This is a genomic window from Halorubrum sp. PV6, from assembly GCF_003990725.2.
In the GTDB taxonomy this organism is placed as follows: Archaea; Halobacteriota; Halobacteria; order Halobacteriales; family Haloferacaceae; genus Halorubrum.
The window spans coordinates 2,574,603-2,590,385 of the sequence record NZ_CP030064.1 but is presented as its reverse complement, the minus strand read 5'-3'; the positions used below and the strand labels follow the sequence as shown (position 1 = coordinate 2,590,385).

Annotated in this window: 15 protein-coding genes; 7 read left to right on the top strand and 8 right to left on the bottom strand. The window is 67.0% G+C overall.

What is annotated here, in order from left to right; all coding sequences use genetic code 11:
* Positions 1-83 precede the first annotated feature (83 nt).
* A complete protein-coding gene (locus DOS48_RS26980) occupies positions 84-551 on the top strand; it encodes a zinc ribbon domain-containing protein (protein WP_127118668.1) in 468 nt (155 codons plus the stop codon).
* 76 nt (positions 552-627) lie between these two features.
* Here DOS48_RS26980 and DOS48_RS26975 read toward each other — a convergent pair whose 3' ends face one another.
* The 4 genes from DOS48_RS26975 to DOS48_RS26960 all read right to left on the bottom strand — a co-directional run bounded on the left by DOS48_RS26975 (position 628) and on the right by DOS48_RS26960 (position 3,380).
* Positions 628-1,287, bottom strand: coding sequence for a hypothetical protein (locus DOS48_RS26975; RefSeq protein WP_127118667.1), 660 nt, complete (start codon positions 1,285-1,287; stop codon positions 628-630).
* Positions 1,288-1,372: 85 nt separating this feature from the next.
* A complete protein-coding gene (locus tag DOS48_RS26970) occupies positions 1,373-2,074 on the bottom strand; it encodes an archaellin/type IV pilin N-terminal domain-containing protein (RefSeq protein ID WP_127118666.1) in 702 nt (233 codons plus the stop codon).
* Positions 2,075-2,076: 2 nt separating this feature from the next.
* Positions 2,077-2,673: an archaellin/type IV pilin N-terminal domain-containing protein gene (locus tag DOS48_RS26965; protein ID WP_127118665.1), complete on the bottom strand. Its 597-nt coding sequence runs from the start codon at positions 2,671-2,673 to the stop codon at positions 2,077-2,079.
* 368 nt (positions 2,674-3,041) lie between these two features.
* Complete coding sequence (locus DOS48_RS26960; RefSeq protein WP_127118664.1) at positions 3,042-3,380, bottom strand: hypothetical protein; 339 nt, start codon at positions 3,378-3,380, stop codon at positions 3,042-3,044.
* A gap of 184 nt (positions 3,381-3,564) precedes the next feature.
* On the opposite strand from DOS48_RS26960, the gene DOS48_RS26955 reads away from it, so the two are divergent.
* Positions 3,565-3,903 carry a helix-turn-helix domain-containing protein gene (locus tag DOS48_RS26955; protein WP_127118663.1) on the top strand — a complete coding sequence of 113 codons (339 nt, stop codon included), beginning with the start codon at positions 3,565-3,567 and terminating at the stop codon, positions 3,901-3,903.
* Positions 3,904-3,942: 39 nt separating this feature from the next.
* On the opposite strand, the gene DOS48_RS26950 is transcribed toward DOS48_RS26955, so the two are convergent.
* Positions 3,943-4,671: an ATPase domain-containing protein gene (locus DOS48_RS26950; protein WP_127118662.1), complete on the bottom strand. Its 729-nt coding sequence runs from the start codon at positions 4,669-4,671 to the stop codon at positions 3,943-3,945.
* A gap of 144 nt (positions 4,672-4,815) precedes the next feature.
* Here DOS48_RS26950 and DOS48_RS26945 point away from each other — a divergent pair, with 144 nt between their 5' ends.
* Positions 4,816-5,379: a response regulator transcription factor gene (locus tag DOS48_RS26945; RefSeq protein ID WP_127118661.1), complete on the top strand. Its 564-nt coding sequence runs from the start codon at positions 4,816-4,818 to the stop codon at positions 5,377-5,379.
* Between the two features lie 20 nt (positions 5,380-5,399).
* Here the strand turns inward: DOS48_RS26945 and DOS48_RS26940 are convergent, their stop codons facing one another.
* The gene (locus DOS48_RS26940; protein ID WP_127118660.1) at positions 5,400-6,821 is read right to left on the bottom strand and encodes a DHHA1 domain-containing protein; all 1,422 of its coding nucleotides are present in this window, start codon (positions 6,819-6,821) and stop codon (positions 5,400-5,402) included.
* A gap of 154 nt (positions 6,822-6,975) precedes the next feature.
* Between DOS48_RS26940 and DOS48_RS26935 the strand changes: the two genes are divergently transcribed.
* The 3 genes from DOS48_RS26935 (at position 6,976) to DOS48_RS26925 (ending at position 11,387) form a co-directional block, all read left to right on the top strand.
* Positions 6,976-8,274 (top strand): O-acetylhomoserine aminocarboxypropyltransferase/cysteine synthase family protein, encoded by a 1,299-nt coding sequence (locus DOS48_RS26935; protein WP_127118659.1) that lies wholly within the window; start codon positions 6,976-6,978, stop codon positions 8,272-8,274.
* A 4-nt stretch (positions 8,275-8,278) separates the two neighbouring features.
* On the top strand, positions 8,279-9,577 hold the full coding sequence (gene metX / locus DOS48_RS26930; protein ID WP_127118658.1) for a homoserine O-acetyltransferase: 1,299 nt from the start codon (positions 8,279-8,281) through the stop codon (positions 9,575-9,577).
* A 157-nt stretch (positions 9,578-9,734) separates the two neighbouring features.
* Complete coding sequence (locus DOS48_RS26925) at positions 9,735-11,387, top strand: long-chain fatty acid--CoA ligase (RefSeq protein WP_127118657.1); 1,653 nt, start codon at positions 9,735-9,737, stop codon at positions 11,385-11,387.
* A gap of 47 nt (positions 11,388-11,434) precedes the next feature.
* Here the strand turns inward: DOS48_RS26925 and DOS48_RS26920 are convergent, their stop codons facing one another.
* Entirely contained in the window at positions 11,435-11,875 is a 441-nt protein-coding gene (locus DOS48_RS26920) for a DUF5807 family protein (RefSeq protein WP_127118656.1), read from the bottom strand.
* A 309-nt stretch (positions 11,876-12,184) separates the two neighbouring features.
* On the opposite strand from DOS48_RS26920, the gene DOS48_RS26915 reads away from it, so the two are divergent.
* Positions 12,185-14,632 carry a DEAD/DEAH box helicase gene (locus DOS48_RS26915; protein WP_127118655.1) on the top strand — a complete coding sequence of 816 codons (2,448 nt, stop codon included), beginning with the start codon at positions 12,185-12,187 and terminating at the stop codon, positions 14,630-14,632.
* A 31-nt stretch (positions 14,633-14,663) separates the two neighbouring features.
* Here DOS48_RS26915 and DOS48_RS26910 read toward each other — a convergent pair whose 3' ends face one another.
* Positions 14,664-15,776 carry a molybdopterin-dependent oxidoreductase gene (locus DOS48_RS26910; RefSeq protein ID WP_127118654.1) on the bottom strand — a complete coding sequence of 371 codons (1,113 nt, stop codon included), beginning with the start codon at positions 15,774-15,776 and terminating at the stop codon, positions 14,664-14,666.
* Positions 15,777-15,783 lie beyond the last annotated feature (7 nt).

Genomic DNA, 15,783 nt, shown 5'->3' with positions numbered 1-15,783 from the left:
GCGAATCGGCAGACCGAACGCGGGTCGAACCGTCGGCACGGCTCCGAAGAGTTAAGTTCGGTCGCGGTGCCGTTTCGATGAGGATGAAGACCTGTCCCCGCTGCGACTCGTCGCTCGACGACGAGGATCGCTTCTGCGTCGAGTGCGGTGCCCCCCAGACGGAGGATGCGGCCGAAGAACTGGACGAGTACGTGCAGCGACAGGCACAGCAGGTGGCCGCGGAGTCGGGCGGCGGAGTCGGAGGCGGAATGGGCGGCGGCGAGTCCGGCAGCGAGGACGAGTCCGGCTTCGTTCCGACCGCACAACTCTCCGACCGCGAACAGCTCTGGCGACGCGGCTGTTACGTCGCCGGATACGGGACCATCGTCGTCGCGCTCACGCTGGTCCCGCAGATCGGCGCGTTTCCCCTGATTCTCGGCGGGATCGCGATCTTACCGCCGATCCGCCGGCTCACCGCGGAGCCGCTCGGGAGCCCGTTGAAACGCGAGGTGATGGCCGGTCTGTACGCGGTCTTCGTGCTGATCGGGGTCGTGCTGCTCGTACTCTTATAAGGGCCGCTCGACGAACTCCGAACGCATCGCTTTTCTCGGCGCTCTCGGCGCCCGCCAATCGATTTAAAAAGAGCCGTTATTCGATCCGGAAGCCGCCGGCGTCCTCGGCCGCGCGTACGAGGTCGCCGATGCTGTCGCTCGCCGTGAGCCCCTGGCTCGCCGCGAACCGCTTTATCGCCACCGGCGGCACGTCGACGGTCATCTCTGCCGCGACGAGCAGGAGGCCGAGCGCCTCGGGCGTCGGCGAATTCGGGCCGGCGTTCGACGCGAACCACGTCACGAGCGAGTCGAACGTCGCCGTCACGTCGTTCGACACCATCCGCTGGCGGGTGGTGTCCCCGTTGGCGTGGAGCGTCGCGTCGATGCCGTACGCGAACCCGTCGCCGTCGAAGGAGGAGGCCAGCCAGCGACTCACCGACTGCCGGTCGACTGCGGGCGCCGCCTGCCCGCCCTGCGCTTGGGGGCTGACGGGCTGAGCGCCCGCGGGCTGCGTGGACCCGCCGGCCTGCGGCTGCCCGCCGCCCGGCCCCGGTGGGCGTTGCTCGCCTGGATTCGTCGGGTCGGCCGGGGCGAATCCGCCCCCGTCGTCGGGCGCGGGGTCCGGCTGTGACCGGGGGACCTTCGGCCGGCCGTTCGTTCCGACGACGTAGCGGCCCTCCCCGATCTCGACGACATTCTCGTCGTCGGTGAAATCGAGCTCTTTCGGGTCGGCCGGCGGTGCGTCGTGGTCACTCATGCCGTGATTGTGGTGGCGCGATAAAATAGGTGTTCCGGGCGGCCGAGTCCGCCGGGGAAGTGGTTGGGGGGCTGTTCGAGGCTCGTTAGAGCCGGACCGCTTCGCCGTCGGTGGTGAAGAGGTCAGGTGCGTTCAGTTCGACGGATGTCGTCGCCGACGACGGCGAGACAATCTCGAGTGACGAGGTCTGACCCTCTCCGAACGCGTCGTCGGTTTGCAAGTGTGCGTAGTTGTACGAACCACCTTCATAGACGCTACCCTCTGCGATGCTCCCGAACGGCTCCGCACCGGGGTTCAAGACGATCGTGTAGTCCGTATCGTCGCTGAGCACGGCATTGCCGGAATCAACGAAATTACCTTCCGGATCTTGGACGGCGAACTCGCTCGCGTTAATTTGACTCGCGTTCGCGATCGATCCTCCACCATTAGCATTCGTATCGGTAAAGACAAGATTTGCTTGTCCGTTCGGCCCAACTGCTTGGAGTGTGGTCTCTGACAGGTCGATCTGAGAAGCACCGGCAGCGCCGGATACACTAATCTTGATAGCCTTCAGTTCACCCGTGGAGTTGTTGCCGACGATACCGACCTCGCTCGTCACGTCAATGCGTTCGGACACGAGGTCCGTACTCTCTTGACCGGTTGCCTCCGCCTGCGACTGGAGGAACCCGGCGGTGTTGATCAGGACGCCGGCGGCAATCGCCGCCACCAGCACCATCGCGATGAACACGATGAGCGTGCCGATACCCACCTGACCGCGGTCGTCGTGGTTGTTGATAAACTCGAACATTGTTACAGCCTCACCGAAGTCTGTTCATCCGTCAGCGTGGTCGGGACACGTAGTTCCGCGGTCGTGGTAGCGCCTGACGCCGTCGTGAATGTTATCTGGAGCCGGTCACCTCCCTCAAGATTTCCGTAGACACCAGTTGTCGTACTCGTATTGAGGTTTATGCCGACATCAGCGCGATCGCTGGCGTCTGTCAGAACGACATCTCCCGGACTCCCAGTGTAGATGTCGATTGTCGCGTTTGGAGCGTCAAGCTGGAAGTTCTCTTGTCCTTGCGTACCGATGAGCTCAACGGTCGTCTCGTTAAGATCGATGTTACCTGCTCCCGGTGACTGCGCCACCGTAATATTCAGCTGGTCGACAACTCGAGTGCCACTGGAATCGTCCGATACGTTACCAGACTGACTCACGATCTGCAGCCGGTCACTGACCTGACTTGTACTCTCTTCGCCCGTTGCCTCCGCCTGCGTCTGAAGGAACCCGGCGGTGTTGATCAGGACGCCGGCGGCGATCGCCGCCACCAGCACCATCGCGATGAACACGATGAGGGTCCCGATCCCCACTTGCCCGCGCTCTTCCTCGTCCAGTATTGTTTCGAACATTGTGTGTTGCGTTGGCCCCCGGCCTGCCCGGCGGGCGTTATCGCTAGGGAGTGGGATTTCCCTATTAAAGACTCCGTGCCGATTATTCGAACTGATAAACTGCCGCTGTCTAGCGATTTTGCGGTTATTTTTTGATTAGTAGTTTCTGGAACTATTAACGACGGGCGGATCAGGTTATCACGTCTGGATCTTACGGTACCCCGTCTATCGCGTCGGAATAGACGCGTTTTGGTGAGACAGTCGCGCCGCTCTCGCGTGCGATGACTAAACAATCCCTCCCAGTCACAGAACAACCCCTTCCAGTCACAGCCAATACAACGCACCGCGTTCCGTACCCGACGTTTCCCGATAGACGCCGCCCGGTTCCCTCAGCGGTCTTGGATGCGCGACAGCTCCGATTCGGGGATCACGAACTCCTTCGTCCCCGGTTCGTACACGGCGAGGCTCCCGGCGATGAGCGCCATCGACGTCGCCAGCAGGCCGGTGTTGACGAGCAGCAGCGCCTCCGGGTTCGCGAACGACGTCCGGAAGGCCGCGACGGGCGTCGCCACCGCGGCGAGGACGACCAGCGCGAACCCGGCCGCGAGATACACCATCGCTGTCCGCCCCGACGACCGGTACGCCGAGATCGCAAACGCGAGCAGCGTCGCGCTCGCGCCCGCCAACACGGTGGTCGTCACGAGATACAACGCCTCGATAAGCTCCATACGCTCTGTGACATGAGTTGCGGTATAAACCTACGGTGGTGGGTATCACCGCCGATAACACACCTCCGCTCTCGTCGGCGTCTGGCCTCCACAGACGCTCGGCGACGGCGTTTCACGCGGCGTCACTCGCGACGCCGGCCACCGGTACCCTTTTAAGACGCAATAATCAATAGCGATAATGTGAATGGTGGGGGACGATCTGATAACCGTACTCGGGAACAAGTACAACACGGACATCCTGACGGCGACCGGCGACCCGATGTCCGCACAAGACATCAGCGACGAGCTCGACGTCCCGATCGCGACGTGTTATCGCCGGATCAACGAACTTGAGGACGCGGAGCTGCTGGAGCTTCACGACCGGCCGCTCTCGGATGAACACCGCCGCGTGAAGGTGTACTGCCGGAAAGTCGACGGCGTCGAAGTCGACTTCCGTGACGGGCTCACCGTCGAAGTCGAAGAGCGCTCCGCGGTAAAGAACCGCCTCGACGACGTGTGGCGCGACCTCTCGTCGAGCAAATAACCACTCCCCCTGCCTGCGGGACCGTCCCCCGCTCTCAATTCAGAACGACGGCTCGTCGGACCGACCCATCATCGAGAAGCCGCCGGCCCGTTCGTGGACCGTAATGCCGCCCTCGCCGATCTCCATCGGGAAGATGTCGGTGTCGATGTCCTGTTTCCGCATCTTCGCCACCCAGACGTAGCGGTTGACGCCGGAGTCGGTGGGCGTCTGGATGAAGTAGATGTTCCCGTCGGTGAGGAAGTTCTCCAAGCCGACCTCGGTGTCGGGGAAGACGGCGCCCTGCTCGTTGATGAGCAGCGAGGTCAACCCGTTTGCCTTGAGGATGTCCGAGAACTTCAGGAGGTACGTTCGCTTCTCCTGTTCGGCGTCGAAAAAGAGCTGGAACATCGAAAGCGAGTCGAGCACGAGCCTGTCGAAGTCGCCGTCCTCGATGGTGTCGAGGAGCTTGTCGACCGCCGTCGAGAAGTCGGTCTCTCGCAGCATCTCGCGTTTGTCGAGGATCACGATGTCGCCGTCGTCGACGAGTTCGCCGAACCCCTCGAAGCCGATCGAGTCTGCCGCGCCCCGGATGTCCGCTTCGTCCTCCTCGAAGGAGACGTACACGCCGCGTTCGTCGTGTTCGGTGACGCCGTGGTAGAGATACTGGATCCCGAAAATACTCTTACCGGTACCGGGGTTACCGGAGACGAGGACCGTCGATCGCTCCGTGATGCCGCCGGTGAGGATCGAGTCGAGCCCCGCGACCCCCGTGGAGACGAGTTCTGACATTCGTGCCGTTGTTGGCAGCCGGAGTATATAAAAGACGACCCGATAGATCCACCGCGCGAACGGCGACAGGTTTATTGGTCGATACATCCCCCCTTCGTGTATGCCCGGTGAAGCGTGTCCCGTCGACTTCGACGGTGATCGGCGGTGAGCGATCCCTCCGTCCTCGTCGTCGAAGACGAGCCAGACATCGCCGCCCTGTACGCCGGCTTCCTCGAAGCGGACTACGACGTGGATCTGGCCAAGACCGCGGCCGACGCGATCGAACGCGTCGACGGCTCGGTCGACGTCGTGCTGCTCGACCGGCGACTCCCCGACGGGAGCGGCGACGAAGTCCTCGAACACATCCGCGAGGCCGGCCACGACTGCCGCGTCGCGATGGTGACGGCGGTCGAGCCCGACTTCGACATCATCCACATGGGGTTCGACCTGTACCTCACGAAGCCTGTCAGCCGCTCGAAGCTGCTGGCGGCGATCGAGACGCTGTTGACCCGCACGGAGTACGACGACCTCATCCAGGAGGCCGCGGCGTTAGCGAGCAAGCGCGCCGTGTTGAACGCGCAGAAACCGGCCGCGCAACGCGAGGGCAACGAGGCGTACACCGAACTCGTCGACCGCCTCGAACGCCTCGACGCCGACATCGACGAGCTCGGCGAGACGCTCTCCTCCGACGACTACCGCGCGATGTTCCGCGATCTGGGCGAAGCCTGAGTTAGGCGTCGGCCGCCCGGTCACGAGAGCTGTTCGCCGACGATCCGGTCGGCTGCTTCGAGGAACGCGTCGCGCTGGTCGCTCGGGATGGTCGCGCCCGCCGCCACGTCGTGGCCGCCGCCGTCGCCGCCGACCGCTTGACTCGCCTCGCGCATCACCCCCGAGAGGTCGAGTCCCTGTCGGACGAGAGTGTGAGAACCCCTCGAAGAGACTTTGAGCGCCTCGGCGCTCTCCTCTGCGAACGCGATCACGGGCTTCGAGCGGTCGACCGCCGGCGAGCCGACCGCCATCCCGGCGACGATGCCGACGATCGTCTCGCGGATCCGCGAGCCGGCGTCGAACCACTGGAGGTGTTGCTCGTGCGTGACGCCCTCGTTTTTCACCCACTGTAACCCCTCGGAGAGGTTCTTTCGGTGGTTCCGGAGGAGGCGGCGCGCCTCGGCCAAGGCGTCGCCGCGGTCGCCGAGGCACACCGCCAGCCCCACGTCGGCGCGCTCGTATCTGGCGGTGGCGTTGAGCAGCGTGGAGAACTCGCTCACGTCCCGTAACTCGGTGCCGGGCTCTTCGTCGACGAGGGTGTAAGCGGTGCCGACGAGCGCCTCGATCCGGTCCGCCGGGACGCCGGAGGCGACGGCGCGGCGCATCAGCCCCGAGGCGAGCACCTGCCGCTCCTCGTCGTCGAGGTCGACCCACCGCCGCCACTCGCCGTCGCGTTTCACGGTGACATCGAGGTCTGCGAGAAACGCGATCGCACCCGCCTCGTCGTTCGAGATTCCGGGAATCTTCACGTCGGAGGCGTACTCTAACAGCTTCGGGAGCGGGCGCGTCTGCCGGCCGTACAGGTTGAGGTCGGTGCGCGTCTCCAGTACCCCCGCGTCGACGCCGTCGGCGACGATCGCCTCGTTGGCGCCGACGAGCCCGCCATCTGTATCCTGCATGTCCCCGACCGCGCCGACGACCGCGAGCGCGGCGAGGTCGCGGTTGTCTCTGTCTGGGCCCTCCAGCGCGCGGGCGAGGACGTAGCTCGCGCCCGCACCGGACAGCTCGCTGGCCCCGTTTACCCCCTCCAGCAAGGGGTTGAGGTGGAACTCCGTGTCGCGGTCCGCCGGCTGGTGGTGGTCGGCGATCACGGGGACGAAGTCGCCGTCGGCTTCGTGGTCGGCGATCACGTCCAACTGTCCGGAGCCGAAGTCGGTGAACAGCACCACGTCGAACTCGCGGGCGGCGATGCCCGCGATCGACTCGGCGTCGAGCTGTTTCTCGAAGACCACCTCGTGGTCGATTCCGGCGCGCGCGAGCGCCGTCGAAGCGATTGCGCCGCTTGTGAGCCCGTCGGCGTCGATGTGGGACGCGAGCAACACGCGGTCCGCGGCGCGGAGCCGCTCGGCGCAGGCGCTCGCGCGCGCATCGAGTTCGGGCACGGGAGAGTCGGCGACTGCCATACGGGTCGTTGGCTTGCGACCGGGGATAAACTCACGCTTCGGCCGGTTCGCGAGGCGGTTTCCTCGCTGCGCGTCGCGTGCTACCGCCGCAGACTGAGGCATCACTTGCCGTAACTGAGGGTTATAGACGTTTGTAGATATATGCACTACACACATGACACGTGGGTTCAACACCCGGAGTCTCCACGCCGGCGCCGCCGCCGACCCGGCGACCGGGTCGCGCGCGACCCCGATCCACCAGACGACCTCGTTCACCTTCGACGACGCGGACACGGCGGCGGAGATGTACGCGCTCCGGACGGACGGCCACGTCTACTCGCGGATCTCGAACCCGACCGTGAGCGTCCTCGAAGACCGGCTCGCCGACCTCTCGGGGGGCGCCGACGCGGTCGCGACCGGCTCCGGCATGGCCGCGTTCGACGCCATCGTCACCGTCCTCGCGAGCGCGGGCGACAACATCGTCGCCAGCGCCGAGATGTACGGGGGCACCGCCGGCTACCTCACGAGCATCGCGTCCCGCCGCGGGATCGAGACCCGTCTCGTCGACACGCTCGACACCGAGGCGTACGCGGACGCCATAGACGACGACACCGCCTTCGTCCACGCCGAGACGCTCGCGAATCCTTCGCTCGTCACGCCCGACTTCGAGCGGCTCGCCGACATCGCGCACGACCGCGCCGTCCCGCTCGTCGTCGACAACACCTTCGCCACCCCGGCGCTCTGTCGGCCGTTCGAACACGGCGCCGACATCGTCTGGGAGTCGACGACGAAGTGGATCACGGGCAACGGGACGACCGTCGGCGGCGTCGTCGTCGACGGGGGCCAGTTCCCGTGGGACCACCCGGACGCCGACTACGACGAACTCGACGGGCAGTCGCCCGCGTATCCGATCGACTTCGTGGAGCAGTTCGGCGACGCCGCGTTCGCCAACGTTGCCCGTCATCGCGGGGTGCGGCCGACCGGCGGGCAGCAGTCGCCGTTCGACGCCTGGCAGACGCTCCAGGGGCTCAACACCCTCCCGCTCCGGATGGACCGCCACTGCGAGAACGCCCGACTTGTCGCCGAGTTCCTCCGCGACGACGACCGCGTCGACTGGGTGGCGTACCCCGGATTCACAGACCATCGCAGCCACGACAACGCGTCCGCGTACCTCGAAGCGTTCGGCGGGATGGTCACCTTCGGCGTCGAGGGGGGCTACGAGGTCGCCAAGACGTTCTGCGAGACCGTCGACCTCACCAGTTTCCTCGCGAACATCGGCGACGCGAAGACGCTCGTCATCCACCCGGCGTCGACGACCCACGCGCAGTTGGACGAAGCCCAACAGCGCTCCGCCGGGGTCCACCCGGAGATGCTCCGCCTCTCGGTCGGGATCGAAGACCCCGACGACGTGATAGCCGACCTCGACCGCGGGCTGGCGGCGGGCGAGCACACCGCGGTCGGCGGGGAGGTGTGACCGCATGAGCGCCGTCGAAACCGACCACGGCGTCGCCTCGCTCGGGGAGTTCACCTTCGAGTGCGGGCAGTCGGTCCCGGATCTCGAGGTCGCCTACGAGACCCACGGCGAGTTCGACGGCGACAACGTCGTCTTGGTCTGTCACGCGCTCACCGGCAGCCAGAACGTGGCCCGCTCTCCCGCGCCCGAGCGCGACGACGCCACCCGCGGCGCCGGGCAGGCCGGGCAGGCCCGCGCGTGGTGGGACGACATCGTGGGGCCGGGGAAGGCGATAGACACGACCGAGTACTACGTCGTCTGCGCGAACGTCCCCGGCTCCTGTTACGGCACGACGGGTCCGGCGAGCGAGCGGCCCGCCGACCTCGACCTCCCGTCCGAGCCCGACCACGACCGCTGGGGGACCGCGTTCCCGCCGGTGCAGGTCGAAGACTGGGCGCGCGCACAGCGCCGCCTCTTGGACCACCTCGGCGTGGGGCGGCTCCGCGCCGTCGTCGGCGGCAGCGTCGGGGGGATGAACGCCGTCGAGTGGGCGAAACGCTACCCGGACGACGTCGACCGCGTGGTCGCCATCGCGACCGCGGGGCGGCTCGACGCGCAGTGTCTCGCGCTCGACGCCGTCGCTCGACGGGCGATCCGTGCGGACGCCAACTGGAACGAGGGCCACTACTACGGCGAGGGGAAGCCGTCGCCCGACGAAGGGCTCGCCTTGGCCCGCCAGATCGGGCACATCATGTACCTCTCGAAGGCGTCGATGGAGCGGAAGTTCGGGCGGCGCTCGGCGGGCCGCGACTCGCTGACCCGCGAGGAGGGCGACCTCGGGCTCCCGCCGGAGCCGACGGCGGGCTTTTTCCCGTACCGCGAGGTCGAGTCGTACCTCGACTACCAGGCCGAGGGGTTCAGCGACCGGTTCGACGCCAACAGCTACCTCTACCTCACGCGGGCGATGGACGAGTACGACCTCGCCGCGGGCCACGGGAGCGACGCCGACGCGCTCGCCGCGTTCGAGGGCGAGGCGCTGTTGATGAGTTTCACGGCCGACTGGCACTTCACGGTCGAGCAGTCGGCGTCGCTGGCCGACGCGTTCCGCGTCGGCGACATCCCGGTCGCACACCACGTGATAGACTCCGACCACGGCCACGACGCGTTCCTCGTCGAACCCGAACACGTCGGGCCGCCGCTTCGTGACTTCCTCGCCGAGGGGACCTCGGGTCGCGCCGTCTCGGACGACGGCGGCGACGGGGACGACTCCGCGCGGCCGGAGCCCGACCACGCGCCCGTCCACGCGAGCCTTTTTAAGGGATAGCCGCTCGCGGCACCGCCGTTTATCAGGGAAACGCTGTCGGCGCGCGATTCGGGCGGTCTACTTATAAGCGGTCGCCTCACGTCCGGAGCGATTGCGACCGAACATCACGATCAACCATGATAACGTTCATAGTTCTCGACGCCGTGGTCTGTGAGGTATGCCCGGCGGACACTCCCAGACGCTCAAGCCGTTCTTGTGGCGCGCGAAACGACTGTACCCCGACACCGAAATCGTCTCCCGGACCCACGAGGGACGCACCCGGCACACGTACGCCGAGTACGGCGACCGGACCGCCCAGCTCGCGAACGCGCTCGACGCGTACGGCATCGAGCGCGGCGACAGGGTAGCGACGTTCTGCTGGAATCACACCCGTCACTTCGAGACGTACTTCGGCGTCCCGAACACCGGCGCACAACTGCACACGATCAACCCGCTCCTGCCCGACGAGCACATCCGGTACATCGTCGACGACGCGCAAGACGAGATCATCTTCGTCGACCCGTCGCTGGCAGAGAAGATCGCCGGCGCGGCCGAGGGCGCCGCGGAGTTCGACGGCGTCGACTTCGTCGCCATGGGCTCCGAGGGGATCGACGCGCTCGACGCCCCCGCCTACGAGGAGTTCATCGAGGGCCACTCGACCGACTACGACTGGCCCGACCTCGACAGCGACCAGCCCGCCGGCCTCTGTTACACCTCCGGCACGACGGGGAAGCCGAAGGGCGTCGAGTACACCCAATCGATGCTGTGGAGCCACACGATGGCCTCACAGACGCCACAGGGGATCCCGATGGAGGACTCCGACGTGGTCATGCCGGTCGTCCCCATGTTCCACGTCAACGCGTGGGGGATGCCATTCACCGCGACCGCCGCGGGCGCGAAACACGTCTACCCCGGCCCGTCGCCGGGCCCCGAAGATCTTGCGGCCCTGATCGAAGAGGAGGGCGTGACGATCTCCGCGGGCGTCCCGACCGTCTGGCTCGGCCTTCGCGAGTACATCTCCGCGGGCAACGACGTCGACCTCTCGTCGCTCGACACCGTGATCGTCGGCGGTGCGGCCGCCCCGCAGGCGATGATCGAGTGGTACGACGACCGGGGCGTCGAGGTGCTCCACGCGTGGGGGATGACCGAACTCTCGCCGATCGGCACCGTCTCGCACCTCAAGAGCGACCTGCGCGACGCCGACTACGAGACGCAGGTGAACAAGCGCTCGAAGCAGGGGCTCGTCGCCCCCGGACTGGAGTTCGAGGTCATCGACGAGGACGGCGAGGAGATCCCGTGGGACGGCGAGGCGTTCGGCGAACTCCGCGTCCGCGGCCCGTGGGTCACGAAGGAGTACTTCAAGCGCCCGGAGGCCAACGAGGAGGAGTTCGTCGACGGCTGGCTGAAGACCGGCGACGTGGTCACCGTCGACGAGGACGGCTACATGCAGCTCGTCGACCGGACGAAAGACGTGATCAAGTCGGGCGGCGAGTGGATCTCCAGCGTCGAGTTGGAGAACGCGATCATGGCCTACGACGGCGTCAGCGAGGCGGCCGTGGTCGGCGTCCCCCACGAGCGCTGGCAGGAGCGCCCCGTGGCGTTCGTCGTCGTGGCCGAGGGCGTCGACCGCGACGACCTCGTCGAGCAGATCGAGACCGGCCTCCGCGACGACTACCCGAAGTGGTGGGTGCCCGACGCGGTGGAGTTCATCGACGAGGTACCGAAGACCGCCACCGGGAAGTTCTCGAAGAAGGACCTCCGAGAGCAGTACGGCGACCAGTCGCTCGTCGAGGGCGCCGTGCCGGAAGACGACGCGCCAGACGCGGAGTAACGGCGGCGTAGCCCGGATTCGGCGGACTCAGTCGTCGCGGTCGTTTTTCAGTCGTCGCGGTCGCCGACGACCCACTTGTGCGAGTAGCTCTCCCCGCACGTGCAGTGCGCGTACGCGTGAACCACGTCGCCCTCGGCGTAGAGGCCGCCGACCTCCTCGTTTTGTGCCTCCGCGAACGCGAAGACGAACCGAACGTCGTGGTCGTCGTCGGGATCGTCCTCCGTGAACGGGCACGCCCCGGCGTCGAGCGAGCGAGCGATGTCGCCTTCGGCGCCCATCGCCGTCTTCGCGAACTCCATCGCGCCCATGCCGGTGCCGGCCTCGAACGCGGACCGCCCGGTCTCGCCGTCGAGGATCAGTCGGACGCCATCGTCGGTCTGGGTCCCGACCGTGCGGAGCCGAGAGTCGTCGTCGAGGTACGCGTCGCTCAGGTAGAAGACCACGTCCTCGAGCCGCTCGCCGGCGAGGAACTCGTCGAGGTTGCTCATGGCGGCCCGACGCGCGTGAGCGGTAAAAGGCGTACGAGTCGGAGTCGCCGCGGTTTCGGGAGCCGCGCTTACGGCCCGGAGCGGGGTGACCCATCCTAATTCGTGTAGAATCGGGGTAACGCTTAAGAGGGATTACTGAGATCCGTCTGCTGATGAGCGCCCAAACACCATCCGGAGACCGCCTCGCCGAGTGGGCGAAGCTGGTCGACGAAGACGTTCCGGAAGAGCTCCGAGAGGAGCGCTCCGCCGATCGATAACTTTCACCCCGCTTCGCGAAGCCTTTAGGCCGGCGGCGGCGTAGGCCCGCCGATGGCGACCGAGGCCGCCGGAATCGACCAACCCCTGCTCGTCGACGACTTCCTTCAGCGACGCCGCTACCAACTCCAACTGGCGGACGCCGCCGTCGACGAACACACCCTTGTCTGTCTGCCGACCGGCCTCGGCAAGACGACGGTCAGCCTGCTCGTTACCGCCGAACGGCTCCACGAGGCCGGCGGCAAGGCGCTCTTCTTAGCCCCCACCAAACCCCTCGTCCAGCAGCACGCCGACTTCTACCGCGAGGCGCTCTCGATACCGGACGACGACATCGTCGTGTTCACCGGCGACGTGAAGCCCGACGACCGCGCCGCGCTCTGGCAGGACGCCCGGATCGTGATCGCGACCCCGCAGGTCGTCGAGAACGACCTGGTCGGCAACCGGATCTCGCTTCGCGACGTGACCCACTGCACCTTCGACGAGTGTCACCGCGCGACCGGCGACTACGCGTACGTCTACATCGCCGAGCGATACCACGCCGACGCGGCCGACCCGCTCGTCACCGGGATGTCGGCCTCGCCCGGCGGCGACACCGAGGAGATCGAAACGGTCTGTGAGAACCTCGGGCTCGTCAACGTGGAGGTGATGACGGAGGCGGACGCCGACGTCGACGAGTACACCCACGACACCGAGGTCCAGTGGGAGCAGGTCACGCTCCCGGACGAGGTGCTCGACATCCGCGACGCGCTCAACGAGGTGATAACCGATCGGTTAGAGAAACTCAAGCAGTTGGGCGTGACGAACACGACGAACCCCGACCTCTCACAGAAGGACCTCAACAAGATGCGCGGGCAGCTGAAGAAGATGATGGACAACGACCAGTCGGAGGGGTACAAGGGGATGAGCACCCACGCCGAGGTGATGAAGCTCCGGCGCGCGACCGAACTGGTCGAGACCCAGTCGGTCGAGTCGGTCCGGCGCTACTTCGAGCGCCAGCGCGAGGCGGCCCGGTCGTCGGGGGCGTCGAAGGCGAGCCAGCGCATGGTCGCCGACCCGAAGGTCCGCGAGGCGATGCGGAAGGCGGAGTCGTTCGACGGGCTCCACCCGAAGTTCTCGAAGGCCCGAATCCTCCTCGCGGAGACGCTCGGGATCAACGACGGCGAGCGCGCGATCCTGTTCACCGAGTCCCGCGACACCGCCGAGGCGCTCGTGGAGTTCCTCTCCGCCAGTTTCGACGTGCGGAAGTTCGTCGGCCAGGGCGACAAGGAGGGCTCCGACGGGATGAGCCAGAAACAGCAACAGGAGACATTAGAGGAGTTCAAAGCCGGCGCGTTCGAGGTGCTCGTCTCCACGAGCGTCGCCGAGGAGGGGCTCGACGTCCCCGAAGTCGACCTCGTCTGTTTTTACGAGCCGGTCCCCACCGCGATCCGCTCGATCCAGCGCAAGGGGCGGACCGGCCGGCAGGCCGAGGGGAAAGTCGTCGTCCTGATGGCCGAAGACACCCGCGACGAGGCGTTCTTCTGGATCTCGCGGCGCCGCGAGAAGAAGATGGCCAGCCAGCTCACCGAACTGAAGGAGGCCACCGACGACATCGAAGAGACCGTCGGCGACGACGGGCAGGCCGGACTCGACGCGTTCGGCGGAGGCTCCGATGGCGACGACGGTTCGGAAGGCGACGAGAGCAGTGTGACCGCGGTCGGCGCGAGTGACGACGGTGCGACCGACGACAACACCGACGACGGACTCACCGACTTCGCTGCGGATGCCACAGGTGAGAACGACGCCGACAGCGAGGAAGACGACGACACCGAATCTGACGACGACGGCGTCGTCGCGACCGCCGGCGTCGACGACGGCGTCGAGATCGTCGTCGACCAGCGCGAACTCGACTCGTCGATCGCCAAGAGCCTCTCGACGCGAGAGGGGCTCGTCACCCGGCTGGAGACGCTCGCCGTCGGCGACTACGTCCTCTCTGACCGGGTCGCCGTCGAGCGTAAGTCCGCGGCGGACTTCGTCGACTCGATGCTCGACGCCGACCGATCGATGTTCGAGCAGGTCGGCGAACTCTCGCGAGCGTACGCCCGCCCCGTGATGGTCGTCGAGGGGACGAACCTCTACGGCCAGCGCGACATCGCCCCCAACGCTATTCGGGGCGCGCTCGCGTCGCTCGCGGTCGATTTCGACGTGAGCATCCTCCGCACCGAAGACGAGGACGACACCACTGAACTGCTCGCGACGATCGCCAAGCGCGAACAGGAGACGCGCGACCGCGAGGTGAGCGTCCACGGCGAGAAGACGACGAAGACCCGCGCGGAACAGCAGGAGTACGTCGTCTCCGCCATCGCCGACATCGGTCCCGTCACGTCGCGCACGCTGCTCGAACACTTCGGCACCGTCGAGGCCGTGATGACCGCGCCGGAAGACGACCTCTTGGAGGTCGACGGCGTCGGCCCGGTGACCGCCGAGCGCATCCGCGAGGTCGTCGGCAGCGAGTACGAGTGATCCCCCGCAGGACTCGACCCGCGCTCCCCGGTCAGTCGAACCCGCTTACCAGCGTGACGACCCACTGACCGAGGTCGTACTCCGACCTGACCTCGACGCGAGTCACCCACTTCACCCACTGAAACCCGCGGCGGTCGGGAGCGACCAACCGGGCGGGCGCGCCGTGCCCGTGGGCCAGCCGCTCGCCGCCGACGTGGGTCGCAAGTAGGGCGTCTTCGGCCTCCTCGATCGGGAGGCTCCAGCGGTAGCCGGTGACGGAGGTGAACCGGACGTAGGCGGGCTCTTGATCGGGATCATCGGCGGTCGCCCCGCCGGCCGCCGCCAACAGGTCACCGACGCGGACGCCGCTCCACTCTTGGACCGTGTACCAGCCGCTCGTGCAGTCGAGCAGCGCCTCCGTCTCGTGGCCGGCCGCGAGTTCGTCGGCGTCGAGTTCGAGGGGGTCGCTCACGAGGCCGTCGACCGCCAGCCGGTACTCGTCTCGGTCGATCGGGTCGGGGTCGTCGGCGACCCACGAGGTGATCGGGAAGGAGCCGTTACCCGTCCCCTCGCGCGGCTGTGACCCGGTGAAGCGCCGGTCGGCGCCGGGCGTGTCGAGCGCGCCGTTGATCGCCTGCTGGAGCCGATAGGTCGCGCCGCCGGCGGCGAGCAGGACGGTGTACCGGAGCGCGGTCCGCCGGCGCTCGAAGTCGACCCGCCGCGGGAGCCGAAATCGGGTCGCCGCGTGGGCGGCCATGAGCGGGACCAACGCGAGGCCGAACCCCACGTGGACGGAGAGGAGCGTCCAGTAGGACACCCGCACGTCGAGCCCGAACACCCACGCGACGCCGGTCGCGAGCGCGCCGACCGCGGCGACGAGCGTCAGGACGGACAGCGCGGTCGACCGCCGCCACAGACCGGGATCGGTGAGCCGGCGCCGGACGCGCATGAGTTTCCACGCGAGCAGGACGACGATTCCGACGCCGAGCGCGCGGTGGAGCCAGAACACCGGCCAGCCCTCGGGGACGCCCACGGTAAACGAGACCAACCCCGTCACGGCCTCGGCGAGGACGAACGCGAACAGCGACCAGTCGACGGCGCGCGGCGGCGGCGCTGCGCGGTCGAACCAATCGCGGAGCGCGCCGAACACGCGCCGAGTCCTCATCTCGAAC